This is a genomic window from Trichocoleus sp. AS-A1 (assembly GCF_039962015.1).
Lineage (GTDB): Bacteria > Cyanobacteriota > Cyanobacteriia > Cyanobacteriales > FACHB-T130 > FACHB-T130.
In genome coordinates, this window is the sequence record NZ_JAMPKG010000022.1 from 66,189 (window position 1) to 89,699 (window position 23,511).

Here is a 23,511-nt window from a genome sequence, read left to right on the forward strand (position 1 = left end):
AGCAGAGTGAAGCTGCGGTGACTCAAAACAGGGAAAATCTGAATAGTCAAGGTCGCAGGATGCCGTATCAAACAACCTTAGCGACCAGTCATTACGCTTTGCTAGGGCTGCATCCTTCGGCGTCGCCAATCGAAATCCGGCGGGCATATCGAGAATTAAGCAAATCCTACCATCCTGATACCACAGAATTGCCTGCTAACATAGCAACGGCTAAGTTCCAGCAGCTAAACGAAGCCTATTCCACTCTCAGCAATCCACAACGGCGACTGGCTTATGACCTAAAAATTGGCTATTCCCGCATTAGCGTAATTCAAGCACCGCCAAACTTGAATTCTTCGGTTTCCCAAGCAAAAAAGGCATATTCTTCCTCAGCCTATTTAGATCCAACCGATCGCCCCCTCTCTCCAGGAGAGATTTTTGTCCTATTCATTATGGGTTTAACCTTTGTGGGTTGCCTATTGTTAGCGATCGCCATTGGCTTAACGCGAGGAGAAGCCGCCTTCCAAGTTTCCAGGCTAGAAACCCTGCAACCAGTCGAGCAGCAGGCGACTCCTCATCTTCCTGTTCATCCTCATCATCTATCTAAACCTGTGGCATCTGGGTCGCGCCTTGCCCCACTCATCCCTCAAAACAAGCGAGTTGATTCAATCTACTTGCCGGATGACAGATAATTTGGGAAAATCCGCCCCTAGCCAACTTAAAACGACTTATGACTCTTCCCACTGCTGATACGCCCCTCTATAACCATCCCTTACCTGATATTGAACAGTGGCTCAAAAAGATGGGATGTCAACAAGACCGAACTCAGCTGCACTGTTGGCACATTGCTAGACCTTTTTGGAAAGCAGAGCTGTCTCTAGATGTGGAGGAGCTAACCGTGCGCTATCTAGAAGCGGGTGAAGGCGGACGAGATATCCTGCGCTCCTTCAAATATTCTCTGACTCGCCAAGATGTAGAAGACGCTGTTTTTGCAGGTCCTTAGAAAAAGTTTTGAGTTTTGAGTTTTGAAGTCAAGAAATCACTGAAAATAGAGACGCGATATATCGCGTCTCTACAAATTTATTCAACTTTGCCAATCTTCAGACTTTGCCGAAACGGCGATCGCGCTGTTGATAGGCACACAAAGCCTGGTGAAACTCCGCCCGGTCAAAATCAGGCCACAGCGTCTCTGTGATATAGAGTTCCGCATAAGCTAATTGCCACAGCAGGAAGTTCGAGAGGCGCATTTCCCCGCTGGTGCGAATCAGCAGGTCGGGATCGCCAACTTTGGCAGTATAGAGGTGGCGTGAAAACAAAGCTTCATCAATTTCATTAGGCTGTAAAACACCTTCCTGCACCTGAGTCGCGATCGCTCGACAAGCTTGCAGAATTTCCTGGCGTCCCCCATAATTAGTTGCCACAGTAAACTGAATGCTGGCATTGTGCTGAGTTTCAGCCATTGACCGCTCAATTTCTACCTGGAGACTTCGCGGTAAATCGGCTAAATTTCCCATAAAGTTGATTCGCACATTCTCCTGCACCATTTCCCGAAGTTCCTGCCGCAAAACCCCCTCAAACAAGGTCATTAAAAAATCAACCTCTTCCAGCGGTCGTTTCCAATTTTCCGTAGAAAACGCATAAGCAGTCAGCGCTGGAATTCCCCAATCCTTACAGCAGCGAAGTAAATCCTTCAGCGCATAGACCCCCCGCCGATGGCCCATAATTCGAGGTAGCCCTTGGCGTTTGGCCCATCGACCATTTCCATCCATGATTACTGCCACATGTTTGGGCAGGCGGTCTCGATCGAGGTCAGCAGGCAAATTTTGTAAGACAGTTGATTTTGAAGTCATTTCTTGTCACGAGAACCCGGTGGTGGAAGACGAAGCAAACGCGAAACCAGTGCCTTTCCCCGATCGCTAATCTGACGTCCCAAACTGCGTAGACCGGGGGCGACGGCCCTCTCTTCGCTTGACGTGGAGAATCGCGTCTCTAAGAGTTCTTTCAGTTTACTGCTGGTTAGGGGGCGATTCAGTCCCCCCCTCTCCGCTAAAGAAATAGAGCCGGTTTCTTCAGATACAACGATACATAGGCAATTTTCGACCCGCTCCGTAATTCCCATTGCTGCCCGGTGCCGCGTCCCCAGTTGCCGCGATGCCGTCCGCTCAGAAAGGGGCAAAATCACCCCAGCGGCAACAATGCGGGAGCCACTAATGAATATTGCGCCGTCGTGCAGGAGCGTAGATGTTTGAAAGATAGTTTGTAGGATTTCCTTAGAAACCTCAGCATTTAATTTGACGCCTTGAACGGAAAAATCCCGCTCATCAATTGGCCCGGTCGTTTCCAGTACGATCAAAGCACCCGTGCGGTTTTGGGACAATTCTTTGACCGCATCCACAATTTCATCAATAACACTATCTGCCTTGGGAATCGCTCGTCGGGAGGGTTGCAGCAACTGCATCAGTTCTCCCCTGCCCAATTGTTCCAGAAACCGACGAAATTCTGACTGGAAAATGACAGCCATCGCCACAGCCGAGCCAACTACCAACTTTTCCAGGACAAAACTCAACAGTACCAGCCCCAGGCGATTACTCACGGCTGAGGCTAGCATTAAGACAATCAAACCCCGTACCATCCACAATGTGCGACGCTCCCCGATAAAGAGTAGCACCAGATACGTGAGGATGAGAACTAAAACAATATCAATGCTTTGAAGCAACAAGGTCGAAGTTCCGGGAGGGTCTTGACCGGGACCCAAATTCATTGAACCTTATCAGATTTGCTGAAGTTTGCTGGATACGGGCGAGTTTAAAGGCAGAAGGCAAGAATGTAAAAAGCAAGGAGAGCAGTTAGCTATTGGCTTGAATTAACAGTTTAGAGTCTAAATCTAGTGTACCTGTGGTTACGTCCCAGCTAAACAGTTAATAGCTAATTACTGTTTCTATTTTTTACTTTCTTTTTCCCTTAAAGCTCGATTTTAGCTGAAGCGCCCCCTTGGGTACTAGCGAATTAGGTAGTGAGTCGTAGGATTTTCCGATGACTGACATCTTGCATCAATCGACTATATAGCTGTTTTCCATTGCGTTCAACACACATGGTAAGAGCGTTTGCGTGAGCTGTGCGCCCCTACACAGCCCTCATGCTCTTTGACATGAGGGCTATGTATATGTATTCCCCTGCCCTCTCCTTGACGAAAGGGGAGAAAAGCCTCCCTCCTTTGATTAAGAAGAGACTAAGCGGCAGGGATTTTAGTTGACCGCATTGGTGCAAAAAATTCCCAATCTAACTAACTACTAATCGCTCAGGGAGACGATCCTGCCGAATTACATCCTGGTAGGTTTCCCTCTGCAAAATCAGATTAGCTTCTCCTCGACCTACTAAAACCGCTGCTGGACGAGACAGGCGATTGTAATTAGAAGCCATGCTGTAATTGTAGGCACCTGTGCCCATGACGACGAGAATATCTCCCGGCTCAGTTTTCGGTAGCGATGCTTCTTTGATCAGAATGTCTCCAGATTCGCAGTGTTTACCGGCAAGGGTGACAGTTTCTGTCAAGGGTGCCGACATCCGGTTGGCAACAACGGCTCGATACAGGGATTGGTAGGTGATGGGACGGGGATTGTCAGACATTCCGCCATCAACGGATAGGTAGGTGCGGATGTCTGGAACGACCTTTGATGAGCCTACGGTGTAGGCGGTGACGCAGGCAGTCCCAATGAGCGATCGCCCTGGTTCGCACAATAATTTAGGTAAGGGGATTTGTTGGGATTGGCAGGCTGCGGTAATGGCATCGCTGACAGTTTTTACCCACTCGTCAATACTGGGAGGATCGTCTGATTCGGTGTAACGAATTCCTAAGCCACCCCCGACATTTAACTCTTTGACGGGCAATCCATTGGTGGCTGCTTTTTTAAACCACTCCACCAAAACCCCTGCGAGATCGTGATGGGGTTGGCGCTCAAAGATTTGGGAACCGATATGGGCGTGCAACCCGATACAATCTAAAGTTGACTGCTGGCTGATAAAAGCAAAGACTTCCTCTAATTGGTTAGGATCGAAGCCAAATTTGCTATCGAGGTGTCCGGTGCGGATGTATTCGTGAGTGTGACATTCAATGCCAGGGGTGAACCGCAGCATGATCCGGATTTTAGATTTTGGATGATTAGAGGGGTTAACCTCTGATTCCTTAGGCGCTTGTCCCGATTCCAAAGCCGCGAGGGTGCGTAGCTCTAACCAGTTGTCCACTACAACCGTGCAGCCGGTTTCAACCGCTAGAGTCAGTTCTTCACGGGATTTGTTATTGCCGTGAAAATAAATTTTGTCGGGACTGACGCCAGCTTGCAGCGCCGTGTAGAGTTCGCCGCCAGAGACGACATCGATCCCCAAGCCTTCACTCGCAGCGATCGCGCAAACGGCTAGACAACTCCAGGCTTTAGAAGCATACAGTACCTGAGATTCACCGCCATAATAGCGGCTTAAACCATCCCGATATTGACGACAAGCTGTCCGCAGCGTTTCTTCGTCCAAAATATAAAGGGGCGAACCAAATTGCTGCACGAGTTTCGTGACGTCACAACCACCAATTTCCAGGCAGTCGCGGCTGTTAACCCCAGATGTCAAGGGCAAAAGTTCCTGATTGGGTGAACGATCTACACTGACGTGATGATTTGCGTCTGTACGGGTTGTAGGGGTAAGCGGTAAATATTGCCGTCCAGAATTTTGAACCCCGACTGGTTGAGTCGATAACATGATCTAATAGTTGTCCTTGGATGCTTAACAGGCGTGAATGCGTCTTGTTTTTCAGTCTACAATTGAAAACTGTGAATTTTTTGCAACTTCAGCCGCTGACAGCAGAGCAGCTCTTGGCGGTAGTGGAACTAGACCAACTGTGTTTTGGTCAACTCTGGACTCTAGACGGTTACAAGCGAGAGTTAGCAAGTCCCAATAGTGACTTGCTAGTTATAGAAGAATTTAGCGGCAAGGAACGAGAGGTAATCGGTCAATCCACTCAGTACGTGGGGGAAAACGCCGCCCCGACTGCATTGAGTCCGGAAGGAGATCCGCCTCTAGAGCGATCGCTCGTGGGCATCGGATGTCTCTGGGCAATTTTAGAGGAGGCACACATTACGATTTTGGGAGTGCATCCCAACTATCGGGGTCAGGGCTTGGGGCAGGCACTGCTTTATGCCTTGCTCAAAAAAGCCTGGAAGCGCCGGTTGGAGTGGGCAACACTGGAGGTGAGAGCATCGAATCGACCTGCCCAGTCTCTCTACGAGAAATTTGGGTTTCAGGAAGTTGGTAGGCGTCGGCGCTATTACAAAGATACGGGCGAAGATGCTTTGATTTTGTGGCGTAGCGGTCTTCAAGCACCCGAATTTCCGCAAACCTTAAGCGACTGGCATTCCTCAATTGGCGATCGCTTCCGTTACTCTCATCGGCAGTTCTTGGAAGCCGATGAAGTTAAAGGATAGAAGGTTGACGGTTATAAGGTTCGGTTATAAGGTTGTAGGGGACATGGTGGTTCAACTGGCGTTTTTTGCCAATGTGTCAATTTACTCACTTTTTTGCCCCGTCAATTTTCTAACTTTAGATAGTAGCGAGAGACTAGCGATCACTAGGGTCTACTAACAAAGTCAGAAAAATCTTGCGGGATAGATTTCATCTATCTTCAATGTGACAGCCGGATAAAAACCCTATGCTAGAATCACCATTACAGGCACGCAGCAGGGGAAAACTAAATCCGCCATGTTTGAACGCTTCACAGAAAAAGCCATTAAGGTAATCATGCTGGCCCAGGAAGAAGCTCGTCGCCTGGGACACAACTTCGTCGGTACGGAGCAGATCCTCCTGGGTCTAATTGGAGAAGGAACCGGCGTCGCCGCCAAAGTCCTGAAATCTATGGGCGTCAACCTCAAGGATGCTCGGATTGAGGTGGAAAAAATTATCGGTCGCGGTTCTGGCTTTGTGGCGGTAGAAATTCCGTTCACCCCCAGAGCCAAGCGCGTTCTGGAGTTATCTCTAGAAGAAGCTCGCCAGCTAGGGCATAACTACATCGGGACGGAACACCTGCTACTGGGTCTGATCCGAGAAGGAGAAGGGGTTGCTGCCAGAGTGTTGGAAAACCTAGGGGTTGACCTCACGAAAGTGCGGACGCAAGTGATTAGAATGCTGGGAGAGACGGCAGAAGTCTCTGCGGGGCAAAGTAGCGGGCGCACCAAGACCCCGACATTAGATGAGTTTGGCTCTAACCTGACCCAGATGGCATCAGAAGGCAAACTCGATCCAGTCGTCGGTCGGGCGAAAGAAATCGAACGGGTCATTCAAATCCTGGGACGCCGCACGAAGAACAACCCAGTGCTGATTGGGGAACCCGGAGTTGGTAAGACCGCGATCGCGGAAGGGTTGGCGAGTCGCATCGCGAACAACGATGTACCCGACATCCTGGAAGAAAAGCGCGTAGTCACGCTGGATATTGGCTTGCTGGTAGCAGGTACCAAATACCGGGGTGAATTTGAAGAGCGCCTGAAGAAAATTATGGATGAAATCCGCAGCGCCGGAAATGTCATCCTGGTAATCGACGAAGTTCACACCCTGATTGGTGCAGGTGCCGCAGAGGGTGCCATCGATGCGGCAAATATCCTGAAACCCGCCTTGGCGAGAGGAGAATTGCAGTGCATCGGCGCAACCACGCTAGATGAGTACCGCAAGCACATCGAACGGGATGCCGCCCTAGAGCGTAGATTCCAGCCGGTGATGGTCGGTGAGCCGACGGTTGCCGAAACGATTGAGATTTTGTACGGGTTGCGCGAACGCTACGAGCAACACCACAAACTGAAAATCTCCGATACAGCCGTAGAAGCTGCTGCCAAGCTTTCAGATCGTTACATTTCCGACCGCTACTTGCCGGATAAAGCGATTGACCTGATTGATGAAGCCGGAAGCCGCGTGCGCCTGCTCAACTCTCAGTTGCCCCCCGCAGCGAAAGAATTGGATAAAGAACTGCGTCAGGTTCTCAAGGATAAGGATGATGCAGTCCGGAGTCAAGACTTCGACCGGGCAGGAGAACTGCGCGATCGCGAAATGGAAATCAAAGCCGAAATTCGCGCGATCGCTCAAAGCAAAAAGACCGAATCCGACAAACGCGATGATGTTTCCCCCGTCGTTACCGAGGAAGACATTGCCCACATTGTCGCCTCTTGGACTGGAGTGCCGGTGAACAAGCTCACCGAATCCGAATCCGAGAAGCTGCTGCACATGGAAGACACACTGCACAATCGGTTGATCGGTCAAGAAGAAGCCGTCAAAGCAGTTTCCAGAGCCATTCGTCGGGCACGGGTCGGCTTAAAGAACCCCAACCGACCGATTGCCAGCTTTGTCTTCTCTGGGCCGACTGGCGTAGGTAAGACGGAACTCGCAAAGTCTTTGGCTACTTACTTCTTCGGTTCGGAAGAAGCGATGATTCGCTTAGATATGTCTGAATACATGGAGCGCCACACGGTTTCCAAACTGATTGGTTCGCCTCCAGGGTATGTCGGTTACAACGAAGGCGGTCAGCTCACCGAAGCAGTGCGTCGTCGTCCTTACACCGTGGTGCTATTCGACGAAATCGAAAAAGCCCACCCGGATGTATTCAATATGCTGCTGCAAATCTTGGAAGACGGTCGCCTGACCGATGCCAAGGGACGCACGGTAGACTTCAAGAACACGCTGTTGATTCTTACCTCCAACATCGGTTCTAAGGTGATTGAAAAAGGTGGAACGGGGCTTGGCTTCTTCGATACCCAAGAGAACGAAGCAGAGGCACAATACACCCGCATTCGGTCGCTGGTGAACGAAGAACTGAAGCAATACTTCCGCCCAGAGTTCTTGAACCGTCTCGACGAGATCATCGTCTTCCGCCAATTGACGAAGGACGAGGTGAAGGAAATCGCCGACATCATGCTCAAAGAGGTGATCGGACGGTTGAGCGAACAGGGAATTATTTTAGAAGTCACGGAACGCTTCAAGGATCGTCTGGTGGAAGAAGGATACAACCCCAGCTATGGTGCCCGTCCGCTGCGTCGCGCCATCATGCGCCTGTTAGAGGATAGCTTGGCGGAAGAAATCCTCAGCGGTCGCGTCTCAGATGGAGACACGGCAATTGTGGATGTCGATGAAACCACGAAGGAAGTGAAAGTGCTGCAAGGTCAGAAGCGAGAATTACTTCCCCAAGCGGCTGAAAGTTAAAGATTAAAAATTAAAAATGAATTTGTCATGATTCATTTTTAATTTTTAGTGTTATACGGTAGAGAAGCAATAGTTTCTCTACCGTTTTTGTATGTAGCGGGCGTTTGATTAGAGTATTGCCTAATTTCAAGAAAGCTGAAAAATCAACAATAAGCTTCTTGCAAAAATACCGAACTTTTAATTTTCAAACACACATGAACTCAGATGTAGAAGCGAAGCGGCTTCCCGTTCCCCGCCGAAAGATAGGGTAAGCTTTCGGAATATCTAATGAAAGCAAAAATTCTATTGAAAAAGAGTTGTCCATTTTTAAAACAAGCATTTTTAATTTGTAATTGATTACCGTGTCTTACCTTGCCCGCATTCTGGTTTATCCAATCAAATCTCTAGATGGTGTTTCCGTTACTAAAGCAACCATCCTTAAAAGTGGTGCATTACAGTATGACCGAGAGTTTGCTATCTGTGACGCTCAAGGTCAATTCGTGAATGCCAAGCGCAATCCGAAAGTTCACTTACTGCGGACTTCTTTTGACATTGATACGGATACTGAGAAGATTACTCGTGTTTGCTTAGAAGTCCAAGGAACAGAACAAACCCACATTTTTCACATCGATCGGGAACGGACTGAACTAGAAGCTTGGTTGAGCGACTATTTCGACTTTCCCGTAAAACTCTGCCAGAACTTAGTCTCTGGCTTTCCAGATGATACCAATGCTTCCGGGCCAACAGTCATCAGTACCGCCACGCTGGAGACAGTTGCCTCCTGGTTCCCTCCCCTGACGGGGGATGAATTGCGGCGACGCCTGCGGGCAAATCTGGAAATTGGGGGCGTCCCGGCATTTTGGGAAGATCGGCTGTTTGGGGCGGAAGAGGATGTGGTGCCGTTTCTGGTGCGAGATGTGCAGATAAATGGGGTCAATCCCTGTCAGCGTTGTGTGGTGCCGACACGAGACTCTCTAATGGGCGAGGTTTACCCTAATTTTCAAAAATTATTTGTGCAAGCGCGGAAAGAAACTTTGCCCAGTTGGGTAGATTCATCCCGATTCAATCACTTTTACCGACTCTCGGTAAACACGCGCATCCCTGAATCGGAAGCCGGTAATATTTTACAGGTGGGAGACGAAGTAGAAATTCAAACACTTAAAAACTAAAAATTAGAGATTATATGGCAGAGACAGGAAACAAAGATCAACAGCATCCCCTCCAAGGACGCGATCGCCAACTCGTTAACAGCCTCTTAACCGGGGAAATGAATGATTTCAATCTGGCGGAACTCGCCCGTCTACGCATTCGCTATCGTGGCTTTCCAGGGGCACGGGAGATTCAACAAGACCTGGATATGATTCTCCGCCAGTGGAACTTGACAGAAGATGCACTCTTTGAAAAAACTCGTCAGATTCATGCCACAAGTATTGTCTATAAAAGTCGCAGCAAGCGGCAAGATGAAGAAGATTGGAATTAGCGTGCTAGAGCAAATCTCGTTTGGATACAGTATCTTTAAAACCCAAATGTTTTTGCGCGAATGCTTCAGCCCTACATAATTCCAACAGGTGTAGGTGATGCATTGCCTTGTAAGGACGGGGGAATCATTGAAAGCTTCTCTTCTTCTAGCAAAGAGCATGGAACTGAGGCTTGCTAATTCTTATCTTCAGAGTCAGCTAGTGGCTGAATAGATTCTTCCTCCCAGTAAGCGGAAGGTAACGCCTTTCCGATTGGTTCGCGCTGTACAGACTTTAACTGCTTCTTTTGGGCGATGGGTGTCAAAGAAGGCGATGCAAGAGGGAGCAAAGAATTATTCTGCTGCGTTCCGATCCCGGTTCCCGGATTGACTGCTGGCAATCCGGGTTCTAGAACCTCAGCCACTTGAACTTGCTGCTGTAGGTCTTCTGTCGAAGACACCAAATTGCTGAGTCCATTCACCAAATTTCGCAAATTGTTACGGAAAGCTTCATCTCCTGTCAAATCATCCAGGTCAGATGTAATTTTCTGAGCATTTTCAAACGTCATCCGCGCTGAGTCTAAAGTTTGTTGCAATACAACCAAATTCGTTGGACTGTTAAGAGCGGTGGAAAGATCGCGAAAGTTAGCAGATGCTTGCGCTGCATTGATGGACGCCTGCGCCGCATTTGCAGACACGAGTTCTAAGTTACGCCGTAGTTGTCCACCTCCAAACTGGTTGACTTGCCCTGTTAGGTTACTTGCACTCAGGCGCAGCTGTTCGCTGGCTTGGCTAAAGTTGTTCAAGGTACTGACGAGAGTCGAGCGGTTGCCTACGACCAGACTATTCATATTATCGACGAGCCGATTTACCTGGGTGGCAGTCCCGCTATATTGATTCGCGGTCCTAGAAATCTGATTGGCTGCCAAAGCAACTTGATTGCTGGTTTGATTGGCAGCACTCGTCACTGAATTGGCTGCGACTGAGAAGTTTTTAATTTCTTGTTGCACTGAGCGACTCAAACCCGTGAGTTCGCGGGTAAGTTGAGATACCCCAACGGCGGCGACGCTGGTATTTTTAGCAACTGAGTTGAGGTTGGCAAAGAATGCGGGGTCGCTGTAGAGATTGGCGATGCGGGTAGTGCTGCGAAGCAGTTCATCAAAACTGACCCCAATTTGACCTTGCAGACGATCCTCGTCACAAACAATCAGGCTAGACTGGCATTGCGGATCGAGCGGATTCGCTACCTTCGCGTCTGGCTGGAAGGGCTTCAGGGGAGTAATGTCAATCGAAGTTTCGCTGAGCAGACCGGATTGATTGGCTTCAACGACGACATCACGCGGAATCAGTAAGTCAGCCGGTGCAATTTCCATCACCACATCGACGCCATTCGAGCCTGGGTTGATGGCGGTAATTTTCCCAACATTGACGCCGCGATAGCGGACGGGTGCGCCAGCTTGCATCCCGCCAGCATTGACAAATTCTGCCACGACCGTGTAGCTACGGCTACCGGGGTTCAGCCCGCGTATCCACAAAATCAGACCCCCAAACAAGAAAAGGGACAGCAGGATTAACAAACCGACGGAGCCTTCTCGAACCGTTCGCGATCGCATCTGTTCTCCTCATACCATTAACAATTAAGAATTAAAAATGCTTACATTAAAAATTCTGCCTTTTTTAATTTTTAATTTTTAATTGATTCTAGCCGATGACGTGAATTGGGCCGGTTACACTTCCACTAAAAAATTGTTGAACGATAGGATTTTGGGTGGTATCAATCTCGCTGACGGCACCTTCCCACTGTACCTGTCCCTGATAGAGAAATATCACTCGGTCAGCAGTGCGGCGAATGGTGCTTTCTTGGTGCGTCACCATGACATAACTGCTACAACTGTCTGGTATTTGCTGCAACTGACGAACTAAATCTTCAATCACTGTGGAAGCAATGGGGTCAAGACCAGCAGTAGGCTCATCATAGAGTAAAACTTCTGGGTTGTCTTGGGGATGGTCTGGATTGGACATAATCGCACGGGCGAAGCTCACCCGCTTTCGCATTCCACCCGATAATTGCGAGGGGTAGCGATCGCTAACCCCTGGCAACCCAACCATCTCTAGCTTTTCCTCCACCAATTCTCGTATCCGCCGACGCGACAGTTTAGAACGCTGAAACAGCAGAAAGCCGACATTTTCTTCCACCGTCAGCGAATCGAATAAAGCCGCTTGTTGGAACACCATCCCAATTCCAAGGGGATCTTCGGCATCTTCAATTAAGCCGCGACGTCGCTTTCCCAGGATATAAACTTCACCAAAATCAGGAGCCAAAAGTCCCGCAATAATCCGCAAAATCGTCGATTTACCAGTCCCAGAGGGGCCAATAATTGCCAGCGCATCGTCCCGATAAATTGTCAGATCGACCCCATCTAAGATGACATTGTTGCCAAAGGATTTAGAAATTCCCTTCAGTTCGATGAGTGGCTCTGCCATAGAAAGATTGGGGATTGGTAAAAAGTTTTGAGTTTTGAGTTTTGAATTAAAGAACTCTTTTATAACTCAAAATTCAACGCTCATAAATTAAAAATTTTAATTTTAATTTATGGGCGTTGAATCGAAAAACTCTCTAATCACTCAACACTCAACACACTCTCAGTCCTGATTACCGAACACCCTGACGAACTCCATTCGCTGTAGCTGCGTTGGTTTCTGCTGAGGGCGCTTCCAGTCCAAAGACGCGACCAAACACTTTTTCTACCTTATAGCCGGAATCAATCGACTCCAAGGGGTCTTTGCGGAGCCGGTGACGCAGACACAGGGTGATAATGCGGTGGATATCGTCTACGGTGACTTCCGTGCGTCCTTCTAGGGCAGCGATCGCGCGAGCGGCTCGGTTCGTAACCATATCGCCCCGTAAGCCGTCTACATCCAACTCCGAACAAACTTCGGAGATTTTCACCCGCAAGTCATAGTCCATCGTCACCGAGGACAGGCGTTCTTGAGCGCTGACGAGCTTTTGTTGCAATGCTTGTTGCTGCGGAAGATATTTTTCCAGAAACTTCGGGGGATTTTGGTCAAACTCAGCCCGTTGCTCTACAATTTCCACTCGCAGCGCTGGTTCCTTCACCGTGCGAATTTCTGCGTGCATTCCAAAGCGGTCGAGCAGTTGAGGTCGCAGTTCGCCTTCTTCCGGGTTGCCGGAACCGACTAGAACAAATCTCGCCGGGTGACGGATGGAAATTCCTTCCCGTTCGACGGTGTTCCAGCCGCTTGCCGCTGAGTCGAGCAGCACATCGACTAGGTGGTCGTCAAGTAGGTTGACTTCATCTACATAGAGAATGCCCCGGTTGGCTTTCGCGAGGAGTCCGGGTTCAAAAGCTCTGACTCCTTGGGATAAAGCTTTTTCAATGTCGATAGTGCCGCAGACGCGGTCTTCTGTCGCACCGAGCGGCAGGTCAACCATCGTCACTTTTTTGTGGGCGACGGGAATTTCTTCCTGTTTCGCCAAGCGATCGCGCACGCTGTCGCTCATCAAATCGGGGTCTCTTGGATGACTATTAAACGGGTCATCGGCAACGACTTCGATTTCTGGCAACAGGTCAGCCAAAGCCCGGATCGTGGTGGATTTGCCCGTTCCGCGATCGCCCATAATCATCACGCCGCCAATGTAGGGGTCAATCACATTCAGCAGCAAGGCCAGTTTCATCTCTTCCTGACCCACGATAGCAGTGAAAGGAAAAACGACACGGCGTGCCGTAGGGGACGCTGAGGCTGTCGGACTCACAGAATTGTTACCCATCTTATTATTCACCGCCTTTCATTGTGCCACTTTTCGCTTCATCCGAACCGAAAATTCCGAATCCATTGAAGATGAGTGAATTCAGAATTTTGCTAAACGGCATGGGTTCAATTTTTCTGAAGCGATCGCATTTTTTAGGCAAATCTTCATCTAAAACATTTTCCAAACGATGTCAATCCCCCTGCACCTGTAGCACCCACATCCTGACTACCGCCTGATGAGCGGATGATGTTTACGCGGCAGCGCTAGGAAGCCGTTTCAACTCCTGTAGCACCTCTGTAGCTGACTGGTAACGAGTCACAAAGTGGAAGCGCACCATCTTATCCAAAATCTCGGCAAATTCGTCTCGCACTGAGGCAAATTCGCGCCAATTAATGTTGCCGGTGTTCCGGTCAGTTTCCAGCTTACTAGGCGGTATCCCCGTCACTGCCTCCACCCCAATCATGCCCAAGGCGTAGATATCACTGCTGAACCTAGGGTGTCCGTCGTATTGCTCAGCCGGAGTATAACCACGGGTGCCGATAGCAATGGTGCGGTTTTCCTGTTCGCTTTCTTCTTGGGGCTGAATCTGTTTCACGGCACCAAAGTCAATTAAAACTAAGCGACCGTCTTTTTCTCGGCGAATAATATTACTCGGCTTAATATCCCGGTGGATGACTTGGTTTTCATGGATAAATACCAGAATTTCCAGAACCCCGCACAGGATTTCCACCACTTGCGCTTCCGGTAGGCGCTTATCTATCAATAGTTCATCGGTGAGCGGATGACCTTTAATAAATTCTTCAATTAAATAGAATTCTTCGTTTTCTTCAAAATAGGCAAGTAACTGCGGAATCTGAGAATGGTGCCCCAAGCTCTCCAGAATGGCGGCTTCTGTAAAAAATAGCCGTTTTGCCAATTTCAAGAATTTCTCATCCCGAAGCGCAGGCATTAAATGCTTAACCGCACACTGGGGCTTACCCGGTCGCATGGTATCTTCGGCTAAATACGTATGACCAAACCCGCCCGAAGCCAGAGGTCGAAGAATCTTGTAGCGTCCCATCAATAGAGACGGTCGCAGGGAGTCGCCGTACTTTACGGGAGAGGAATCTAATAATCGCTGGCGCTCCAGTCGCTCAGGTTCTGTAATTACATCTAAGCTAGGCTGCCACGGCTGAGTCTCATCATCATCATAATCGTCGCGATTAGGCAGAACTGATAGGGGAGATGGCGCGATCGCAGTTGCTACCTCTGCTTCTTCCTCAGTCTGTGGTTCCTGATTCTTCTGTTGGAGAAGTGCTTGCATCTGCGCCAGGTTGAATTGCTGTTCCTGAACCAGAAGCGCGATTTTTTTCTGATTTTGTTCGGCTTGGTGAGAGCTATAAGCCACGACACCGGCAGCTGTACCCACCAACGCGATCGCAGAGGGAACCACTGGCACCCATCCCGCCTGGGTAAACAGCACCCAACACGACCCAAACAGGACACCCAGCGCGGCTCCCTGTCCCAGTAACAAGTGCCCTGGATGCCGCAGCCGCAAAGCCATCAACCCGCCAGTTACAGACCAACCCAATACCCACAAAGCTTCTCCCCAATCCGACCAGAACCAAAATAAACGACGCCCATCCAGAACAGCACTGAGCATCTGGCTTACCAGATGGGCATGAGTGACAACTCCAGGCATTTTCCGATTTCCCTTCTGTGCGCCACTGTAGGGAGTATAGAAGGCGTCATCAATACTGGAAGCAGTAACCCCGATGAGAACGATGCGGTCTTTTACCCAGCTAGGGTCAAACTGACCGTTGAGGACTTGACTCATCGTTACCTGGTTAAAAGGACGGTTGGCAGAGCGGTAATTGATGAGGATTTGGTACCCCCGTGCATCCAGACCTTGATATCCTCCATCATTAGGCTCCAGAGGTTTGAAGACAGTGTTGTTCCAACGGAGAGGTGGGGTGTCTGAAGCAACGATTCCTTCTTTTTCCAAGTAACGTTGAACCAGTTGGAAGCTAAAGGAGTTCGGGTTAGGACAAGGCTTGTGAGCGGAGGGAGAGACAAATAACAAACCCCGACGGATAACGCCATCAGAATCAGTCCTCCCGATATCGGCAAAGCCAGCCTGGTCATCAGCAATATTGGGTGGTGGTGGAGTGCCAGGACCTTCCGACTCTTTGACGGCACACACCGGAACGATGCGGCGATCGCTACTCATCAGCTTGGAGAATGCCGCATGACCTGGTTCTACTGGCAAATCGCGATAAATATCTAGCCCGACAGTACGCGGCTCGTTTGCCAGCAGTTTTGCCAGCATCTGATGCATTCGTTCGTCAGACAGGGGATATTGCTTGTAGGTTTGGATGTCTGCTTCGGTGACAGCGACCACCAAGATCCGGGGATCTGGCTCTTCGGCTGGTCGTAACCGCATCATCTGGTCATAAGCACCTAGTTCCAGCGTCTCCAGCAGACCTTGTTGCCGGACTCCCAGCACTAAGAGGGAGACCACCACACTGACCACAAGTGCTGGTTGTCCCAAGATTAAGGCAGCAGTGCGTCTTAGGTGCGATCGCACTGTATGGAAATTCCCCTTTGAAAGCCGATCTATCACAGGAACGTTGTCAGGTTAGAAAGTAAAAAGCTTAATTAAAAGGTTGGAATCGTTAAAACTTACCGATCTTAACAAGCGATCGCTACGACGTATGGGAATACTTACAGCGTACAAATTTGCTTGCGTTACCCTAGCCCTGCTGTCCGATAACAGCCTGCTTTTGCCACTTCAAGCCTGCATGGCTTTTAGAAATAAATGCCTCCTGTCCCTATTTGCATTCTAGTGTTCGTAACTGACTGTGAGTATCGCTCTGCCGTTTCGATCGATCGGTTATTTTCCTTTAGTCTTTTGTCACTCTAGTCCTTCTTTACCATACTTAAGTCTTGGTGGTAACTTTCTTAAGTGGTTATTTTGCGTGTTCTTTCGCTTGAGGTACATTCATCGCTAGTTTCGGTGTTGGCAGATTCTTTAGCAATTGAGCGTGCGAGGGGAGAAACGGCAAAGTTGGTAGTAGACAGTAGAAAAATAGACTCATTGCTTCTAATTTTTCCTCTAAAAGAAGGATTTTTAAGCTAAAATCGGTCGCATTGCTAGGAATAATGAGAATTTTTGTCTGCTCCTGAATTCGGATTTTTTATTAGATGTTAATCTATACTCTCTTCTGGCTTTGTTGACGGCTAAGCTTTTTACAGTTTCAATTTAATAATTCAGCCAATATTGAAACAAAATTAACAATTAAAAATAATTTCCTTGGAAGTATAAGCGTATTTTATAAAAATAATCCTACCTATTTTGTCCTCATGCAGGCGGATAAAATTCACACTCCTCAATTCTCTTGATTTCAGCGCAAAGCTGGCTTTCTCCCCAATAGTTTGGGGAAGACTGCGAGAAATGGTAGTCAATAGGGCAAGATGCTTTTTTTCGCAGAGTTGTAGCTACTTAAATTGAATGCCACTCACTTAAGAGTTTCCGGCTGGGTTTCGCACAAAGGCAGAACCCAACACCTCCCTTAGTTTTTGTTGGGTCACTCTCTCTTAAAGACTCCGTCTACATGACCTCAAACCACCCTACAATCATAGATAAGCTGGGTGAGAGGATTTATTAATCCGTGTCCAATGCTTCAGAGCGAATTAGGTGTACGTTTTGTTCCCAATTAACCCCATCAAAAGGCACAATGCGAAAGCGAGACACCACATCCCCATCCAGACAACGCACGTTGACATCAATAGATTCGGGATGGGAACGGGGACGATAAAAAGGGTGAATCCCACAAATACGGCAGAAGGTGTGCTTAGCAACACCCGTGTTGAAGGTGTATGTTATCAATAAGTCTGCACCGCTTAGCAAGGTAAAACGTTCGGATGGCACAATTAGATGTAAAAATCCCTTCTTCCTACAGATGGAACAGTTGCAGTCATCTGCCTTATGTTCGTCAACGATTACCCGAAAGCGGACTGCGCCACAGTGACAGCCGCCTTCGTAGGGAATTGGTTCTTCTGTTTGTGCGCTCATATTAGTCATTCACGGTTAGCAGAGTTTGGTTGATTTCCAGTTCCTAGTCTATTGTTAATGGCTATTTTCTAGCACTTCTCTCGCAAATAATGGTTAAAGTGTAGAGAAAAGCGTGGTTCGCTACTTTTATGACCGCTCTACAACTATAATAAATTAAACATAAATATATATTTCTTTATGAGATAAAAAGTAAATATTGTTTAGTATAAACAAAAACCAATTTTAAAATCAGTTAGGAAATTCTAACGTAAAAGAGCCATTACTTAGGTTTTCTCAGGAGGTAATGTTTTTTATCGAGCTGCAATGAGTTATTATAATTGCTGGCTCAAATATCTATGATAGACATAGCCTTTTTAGAAAGCGAACGATTGAGTTGGTATAGCATTTAACATTACATAGCCATAACTGAGGCATTCAAACCCATCAAACAACTTGCTATTTAGTCCATTAAATTAGTTTTTTGATAAACAAAGATAAAAAATTTAGTCCCTCTATCTCTATGAAAAAAAAGGGGTAAGAGATTACAAAATGGACGCAAATCACCAGCCAATTGGGCATGACTATTTACAAGGTGAAGGTGCTTCTGGAGAGTTACAACAAACTATTGCAGGTGCAGATGTAGAACGTCCCCAACTTGAGGAAGAACTGCGGAACACGAGAGCTGAACTAGAAGCATACCGAACACTGTACAACAAGACTCCCTGTATTCACTTTACTTTGGATTCAGAAGGAGTCGTTGTTGGGGTTAATCAGTTTGGAGTGGCTCGTCTTGGTTATAGCGTCCAAGAGTTGGTTGGAAAAACAATTTTCAGCACTTTTGCTCCTGACGAGCGAGAAAAGTTAAAAGCTGAGTTTGCTCAGTTTTTGCAACAACCAATTCAAGAAGCATTTGAGTTGAGTTCAGGGATCGAGTCAAACGCTTTGGTTACTAGTTGGGAATTGCGCGCCTGTTGCAAAGACGGCAGCATTTTCTGGGTAAATGTTACCGCTAACATTGTACAAAGAACGAATACGGATAGAGTTGTCCTCCTGGTTTGCGATGACATAACTGAGCGCAAACGGGCACAGGAACGCCTACATTTACTGGAGCAGGTTCTTCGTGATTGCTGCAATGGCATTGTCCTTACCGACTCTAATCAACCAGATAATCCAATTATTTATATCAATCCAAGTTTTGAGCGTTTAACAGGCTACTCTGCTGAGGAAATCATAGGGCACAACTGCCGCTTCTTGCAGGGCGCTGACACTGCTCAGCCAGCACTCGATGAGCTACGAATGGCGATTAGGGAAGCTAAAGAATGCCATGTCACCTTACGCAACTATCGCAAAGATGGCACCCTTTTCTGGAACGAACTCTATCTTTCCCCAATCGGGAGTCCACAAGGGAATCTAATTGGTTTTGTGGGGATTCAGACTGACATTACCGAGCGCAAACAGGCAGAAGAGGCACTAAGCAAAAGCGAAGCAAAAAATCGCGCTCTTATAAGTGCCATCCCAGATTTAATCTTCCGAATTAGCAAAGATAGCACTTATTTGGACGTCAAAACGGCAAGAGATTTTGATACGTTGTTACCTGCTCAGGAATTCTTAGGTAAAAAGATAGACGAGGTTTTGCCTATAGAAGTCGCTGAGAAAGCCAAATACCATGTGGAGCAAGCACTTTCTACGAACGAAATCCAAATCTTCGAGTATCAGCTTCCCAAAAATGGCTATTTGCACGATTACGAGGCGCGGCTAGTTGTCAGTGGGGAAGATGAAGTTTTAGTCATTGTGCGCGATATTAGCGATCGCAAAGCCGCGGAAGAGTCACTAAGACAGCAAACCGAGCGGGAACGACTGCTGAGGGCGATGCTAGAACGCATCCGTCAGTCTTTAAATTTAGACGAGATTCTCAACACGACGGTGTCTGAAGTCCGGCAATTTCTCGCCTCCGATCGAGTGATCGTTTTCCGCTTTCAGCCGGACTGGAGTGGAGTCGTGGTAGTGGAGTCTGTCGCCAACGGTTGGACTCCGATCCTGGGAACAACAATCCACGATCCTTGCTTTGAACAAGTCTATGTCCAGTACCAACAGGGTCGCACTAAAACTATAGAAGATATTTATACAGCCGAGTTGAGTCAGTGTCACATCGATTTACTACATCGGCTTCAAGTTAGAGCCAGCTTGATAGTCCCGATTCTCCAAGGAGAGGAATTGTGGGGACTGCTAATTGCCCATAATTGTTCGCAACCCCGACAGTGGCAACAGTTGGAAATTGATTTGCTTTGTTCACTGGCAACCCAGGTAGCGATCGCAATTCAGCAAGCCGAACTCTACAACCAAATGCAACAGCAAGCTCAGCGCGAGCAAGCACTGAATCGGTCTATTTCTGCAATTCGTAGCTCTCTAGAATTAGAAGTAATTTTTGCCACAGCCACAACGGAAATTGGTCAGCTTTTGCACATCGACCACGTTTCCATCCTGCAATATCTTCCGCAGCGGCAGGTTTGGCTGAATGTGGCACTTTACTATCAAGGTTCCAGTTTGTCGAGCAGGCTGGGTATGGAATTTCCAGATGTAGACAATTTGTTGGGAAGGCAACTCAAGCAGTTACAAGTGGTTTCCATTCACGATACTCAGACTATCGAGGATGAGGGGAATAAGCCTCTAGCAGAGGCTTATCCGGGTGCTTGGTTGTTGGTACCGATACACTTTCAAGGAAACCTCTGGGGAATCTTAACACTATCGATGGAAGGTCGTCCTCGCTACTGGCAAGACTCAGAGGTAGACCTGGTTTGTGCCTTCGCGGCTCAACTGGCGATCGCGATTGGGCAATCCACCCTGTTTAAGCAGGTGCAGCAGCTGAACGCCAATCTAGAACGCCAAGTGCAACAACGCACAACCCAACTGCAAAAAGCGCTTGGCTTTGAAGCCGTGCTAAAACGCATCACCGACAAAGTCCGCGATAGTCTCGACGAAAGCCAGATTTTACAGGTAGCCGTTCGAGAGTTAGCGCTTTCATTTAATATGGGCAGCTGTCATGCTTCGCTCTACAACCTGGAGCAAGAAACTGCCACAATTTGCTACGAGTACGCCACCTCAATGCCTTCCTCGCAGGGACAGGTGATGCAAATGGCAGACTTCCCGGAAATTTACGCTCCTCTACGACAAGGTAAATGTTTCCAATCTTGTTCAATCAGTCCCGACTTTGTCCGGAGTAAGGTGGCGATGTTGGCTTGCCCGATATTGGACGATCAAGGAGTGCTGGGGGATTTGTGGTTATTCCATCGCCCAGACTATACCTTCAAAAAACTAGAGATCCGGCTAGTGCAGCAAGTAGCGAATCAATGCGCGATCGCAATCCGTCAAGCCCGATTTTATCAAGCATCCCTGGCACAAGTAGAGGAACTAGAAAAACTCAATCGGCTCAAAGATGAATTCCTCAGCACCGTTTCTCACGAATTACGTTCGCCTGTATCCAACATGAAAATGGCGGCTCAGATGTTGGAAATCACCCTCAAGCGCGAGGGTGTCTTGGATGCCAAAATAGCAAAACCCCCTACAGAGGTCAGCAAAGTCAGTCTCTACTTGCAGATATTGCAGAAGGAATGCAAACGGGAAACCGATTTAATCAACGATTTGCTTGATTTACAACGCCTAGAGGCAGGGACGCGACCCTTGGATTTAGACGTCATCGAACTTCATCTCTGGTTGCCCCAAATTGTAAAACCTTTTCAAGAGCGTGCCCAAAACCGCCAACAAATCTTGCAGGTTGACATCCCCTCTCAATTACCTCGTTTAGTTTCCGATTCATCTAGTCTGGAACGCATCCTCGCAGAGTTGCTCAACAATGCTTGTAAATACACTCCCCCAGGAGAAAAAATTGTCCTTACCGCCGAAGCGAAATCGGGAACTCTTCAATTGAGTGTCAAAAATTCTGGGGCTGAAATTCCTCAGAGCGAGCTAACCCGCATTTTTGATAAATTTTACCGAGTTCCCAATGCCGATCCCTGGAAGCAAGGCGGAACTGGCTTGGGACTGGCACTGGTGAAGAAACTGACAGAGCATTTAGGAGGCGAAATCTGGGTTGAGAGTGGATCGGGTCAAACCGGCTTTATCATAGAGCTACCGATTAATTTTGCTTATAGTTAACTTTCCCCAACGCCTTCCCCAACCCCAAGGGAAACACGAAGGCATCTCATCCCTGCGGTGTGGCAAATCTAGCGATTTTGGTTTTGATGCACTACGGTTTAACCCTATCCCGTCCGCGGAAAGGGGTTCCATATCCCCGCCGGGTGAATAGCGAGGGGTTGAGGGCGAAGTTCCAAGTGTATTGCACGCCAGAGTGAGAACCGCTATCAAGTACGGATGTCAATTCGTCGCTTCTTAAATCTCTACAATTTTTTTTTAGCTGGACAACTGACATGATGTGGTTTTGAATGTAAGAGCATATACGAGGTCGTAACAAACGCCCTTCCTATCCCATCTACTTCAGTTGCTAATTTAGTTGCTAAGTTAACCCGATTTGAGTAGGGTGTTAAGTTATGATTCTCGGAGTGCATCAGTTGCGACTATTTGTGGTTCAGTTACCGTTGAAAAGCAAGAGCGATGAGTGAAAAGAGTACAGCATTTCTGGCCGGGGCTGCCTTCGCCGGAATTGCAGCTTTCGTCTTGCTTAGAACTGGCGGGAATCCCAGTCAAGCCAACCTGCCGACTTACCTGCCCTCGCCACCGCAGCCAGGACAGCCCTACGGCACGATGCAGCAGCTGCCGCCTCCGCCTCCGACTGCGGCTGGTGTCTCGCCGGATACGACTCCCTATTGCTTACAGCAGCAGAGCGAAACTCAAAGGCTAAAAGATCGGCTGGAACAGCAACAAAGTGAAACCGAGCAGGTGAAAGCCCAGCTGCGGAATCAGCAAATGGTGATTGAGGCTCTGACTACGCAGGCAAAAGCAAATGTCTATCCTCCGCCGGTCAACCCAACCCAAGCCTTGCCTCCTGTTCAAGAGCAACAGCCCCTAAATCCCATGCTGACAGGCATCCTCTGGGCAGTAGGAGGCATGGTTCTCACTGTCATTAGTGGGGTTGTGCTGGCAGCAGCCTTTGCGTTGCTGTCGCAACAGCAGCGTCCTCCCCGGACAGTACAAGTGATTCACCCCATCCAGCCCCCTCCGCCAACCTTATCTCACAGACGGCGTTCTGAGTTTCTGCCCCCGCAGCTAGAAGGTAGGCGGAATGACTCCATCGACTACGACAGGTAGACAAACGTTGACCGCTTCTCAGCTATCGAGCAGGATGTTGTGTCATTGCCGCTAGGGTTGAAGTGCGGATAAATCCGAAGCCACCAGATGGTCAATCAATTCAATTACCCCAGCACCGCGATCGCCCTTCGTGACAAAATCGGCAATCTCTTTGAGCATGGGCAGGGCGTTGACGACGGCGACGCCACACTCGCACAGGTTCAGCAAGGCGCTATCGTTTTCGGCATCGCCAACGCCTACGGTGTTGTGCGGCGATAATCCCAATTCGCTCAATGCCACGCTTAACCCAGAGGCTTTGTATCTTCCAAGCAATTGAACGCTATAGTTGCTTTGATTTTAATGGGAATAGGCGGCGTTACTGCTCTTACAGGTAGAGATAAGTTAGTTTTATCAATTTAAATTGCCTGACTTAGTTGTTGAATTTCTCTACTGGCGTATTTCAAGGGTTGTTTTTGACAGGTTCTAGCCCGCACTTGTAGTAAGCGATCGCCCAATCTTCTTGTGCCTGCACAACTAAGACGCGCATGGCTGACTCGTCGCTAGCAATGTCTTCATCTATCGGCGATCGCTCATTTTTTTCGAGTCGAGTTTTAAACCCAAAACTGCCGAGTGAGGTCAGCATCGCCCCAATGTGCCTGAGAAGCGAATGGATATAGACATCTAACGCCAATTGAGCGCGTTAGTTGCCTTTTACAACGGCACTCTGAATCTAGGGCAGATATCCCGATAAAAAAGTACCACTTGAGGGACACCTGGCAATACTTTTTCAATCGCTTCAATTCCCTTTAAGTTGGCTGGGTAATAGAG

The 23,511-nt window shown here is 48.3% G+C and carries 19 protein-coding genes; 8 read left to right on the plus strand and 11 right to left on the minus strand.

Going from position 1 to position 23,511, the window contains the following annotated elements:
- Positions 1-59: 59 nt before the first annotated feature.
- Both NC994_RS17485 and NC994_RS17490 read left to right on the plus strand, forming a co-directional pair.
- Entirely contained in the window at positions 60-671 is a 612-nt protein-coding gene (locus tag NC994_RS17485; RefSeq protein ID WP_190438821.1) for a J domain-containing protein, read from the plus strand.
- Between the two features lie 38 nt (positions 672-709).
- A complete protein-coding gene (locus NC994_RS17490) occupies positions 710-982 on the plus strand; it encodes a DUF3143 domain-containing protein (RefSeq protein ID WP_190412046.1) in 273 nt (90 codons plus the stop codon).
- Between the two features lie 97 nt (positions 983-1,079).
- On the opposite strand, the gene NC994_RS17495 is transcribed toward NC994_RS17490, so the two are convergent.
- From NC994_RS17495 to lysA, 3 genes are all read right to left on the minus strand, one after another.
- Complete coding sequence (locus NC994_RS17495) at positions 1,080-1,829, minus strand: isoprenyl transferase (RefSeq protein ID WP_190438824.1); 750 nt, start codon at positions 1,827-1,829, stop codon at positions 1,080-1,082.
- Positions 1,826-2,740, minus strand: coding sequence for a diadenylate cyclase CdaA (gene cdaA, locus NC994_RS17500; protein ID WP_190412044.1), 915 nt, complete (start codon positions 2,738-2,740; stop codon positions 1,826-1,828). The genes NC994_RS17495 and cdaA overlap by 4 nt, the downstream gene beginning before the upstream one ends.
- A 518-nt stretch (positions 2,741-3,258) precedes the next feature.
- Positions 3,259-4,725, minus strand: a complete 1,467-nt coding sequence (lysA, locus tag NC994_RS17505; RefSeq protein WP_190438827.1) for a diaminopimelate decarboxylase — start codon at positions 4,723-4,725, stop codon at positions 3,259-3,261.
- A 71-nt stretch (positions 4,726-4,796) separates the two neighbouring features.
- On the opposite strand from lysA, the gene rimI reads away from it, so the two are divergent.
- From rimI to NC994_RS17525, 4 genes are all read left to right on the plus strand, one after another.
- Entirely contained in the window at positions 4,797-5,447 is a 651-nt protein-coding gene (rimI, locus tag NC994_RS17510) for a ribosomal protein S18-alanine N-acetyltransferase (protein ID WP_190426405.1), read from the plus strand.
- Between the two features lie 274 nt (positions 5,448-5,721).
- Complete coding sequence (locus NC994_RS17515; RefSeq protein WP_190438830.1) at positions 5,722-8,202, plus strand: ATP-dependent Clp protease ATP-binding subunit; 2,481 nt, start codon at positions 5,722-5,724, stop codon at positions 8,200-8,202.
- Between the two features lie 341 nt (positions 8,203-8,543).
- Positions 8,544-9,350, plus strand: coding sequence for an MOSC N-terminal beta barrel domain-containing protein (locus tag NC994_RS17520; RefSeq protein ID WP_190438833.1), 807 nt, complete (start codon positions 8,544-8,546; stop codon positions 9,348-9,350).
- 14 nt (positions 9,351-9,364) lie between these two features.
- The gene (locus NC994_RS17525) at positions 9,365-9,661 is read left to right on the plus strand and encodes a DUF3288 family protein (protein WP_190412039.1); all 297 of its coding nucleotides are present in this window, start codon (positions 9,365-9,367) and stop codon (positions 9,659-9,661) included.
- Positions 9,662-9,834: 173 nt separating this feature from the next.
- Here NC994_RS17525 and NC994_RS17530 read toward each other — a convergent pair whose 3' ends face one another.
- From NC994_RS17530 to NC994_RS17555, 6 genes are all read right to left on the minus strand, one after another.
- Positions 9,835-11,250, minus strand: coding sequence for an MlaD family protein (locus NC994_RS17530; protein WP_190438836.1), 1,416 nt, complete (start codon positions 11,248-11,250; stop codon positions 9,835-9,837).
- An 88-nt stretch (positions 11,251-11,338) separates the two neighbouring features.
- Positions 11,339-12,121 (minus strand): ABC transporter ATP-binding protein, encoded by a 783-nt coding sequence (locus NC994_RS17535; protein ID WP_190438844.1) that lies wholly within the window; start codon positions 12,119-12,121, stop codon positions 11,339-11,341.
- Positions 12,122-12,290: 169 nt separating this feature from the next.
- On the minus strand, positions 12,291-13,412 hold the full coding sequence (bchI, locus tag NC994_RS17540; protein WP_190438880.1) for a magnesium chelatase ATPase subunit I: 1,122 nt from the start codon (positions 13,410-13,412) through the stop codon (positions 12,291-12,293).
- A 19-nt stretch (positions 13,413-13,431) separates the two neighbouring features.
- Positions 13,432-13,593 carry a hypothetical protein gene (locus NC994_RS17545; protein ID WP_190438846.1) on the minus strand — a complete coding sequence of 54 codons (162 nt, stop codon included), beginning with the start codon at positions 13,591-13,593 and terminating at the stop codon, positions 13,432-13,434.
- Between the two features lie 66 nt (positions 13,594-13,659).
- Entirely contained in the window at positions 13,660-16,011 is a 2,352-nt protein-coding gene (locus NC994_RS17550) for a CHASE2 domain-containing serine/threonine-protein kinase (RefSeq protein WP_199299739.1), read from the minus strand.
- A gap of 1,041 nt (positions 16,012-17,052) precedes the next feature.
- A complete protein-coding gene (locus NC994_RS17555) occupies positions 17,053-17,463 on the minus strand; it encodes a GFA family protein (protein WP_190438886.1) in 411 nt (136 codons plus the stop codon).
- A gap of 528 nt (positions 17,464-17,991) precedes the next feature.
- On the opposite strand from NC994_RS17555, the gene NC994_RS17560 reads away from it, so the two are divergent.
- Complete coding sequence (locus NC994_RS17560; RefSeq protein WP_190438848.1) at positions 17,992-21,594, plus strand: GAF domain-containing protein; 3,603 nt, start codon at positions 17,992-17,994, stop codon at positions 21,592-21,594.
- 456 nt (positions 21,595-22,050) lie between these two features.
- Complete coding sequence (locus tag NC994_RS17565) at positions 22,051-22,704, plus strand: heterocyst differentiation related protein (RefSeq protein ID WP_190412034.1); 654 nt, start codon at positions 22,051-22,053, stop codon at positions 22,702-22,704.
- A 51-nt stretch (positions 22,705-22,755) separates the two neighbouring features.
- On the opposite strand, the gene NC994_RS17570 is transcribed toward NC994_RS17565, so the two are convergent.
- Positions 22,756-23,016, minus strand: coding sequence for an HAD hydrolase family protein (locus NC994_RS17570; RefSeq protein WP_190438850.1), 261 nt, complete (start codon positions 23,014-23,016; stop codon positions 22,756-22,758).
- Positions 23,017-23,143: 127 nt separating this feature from the next.
- Entirely contained in the window at positions 23,144-23,326 is a 183-nt protein-coding gene (locus NC994_RS17575; protein ID WP_190438852.1) for a hypothetical protein, read from the minus strand.
- Positions 23,327-23,511: the final 185 nt, after the last annotated feature.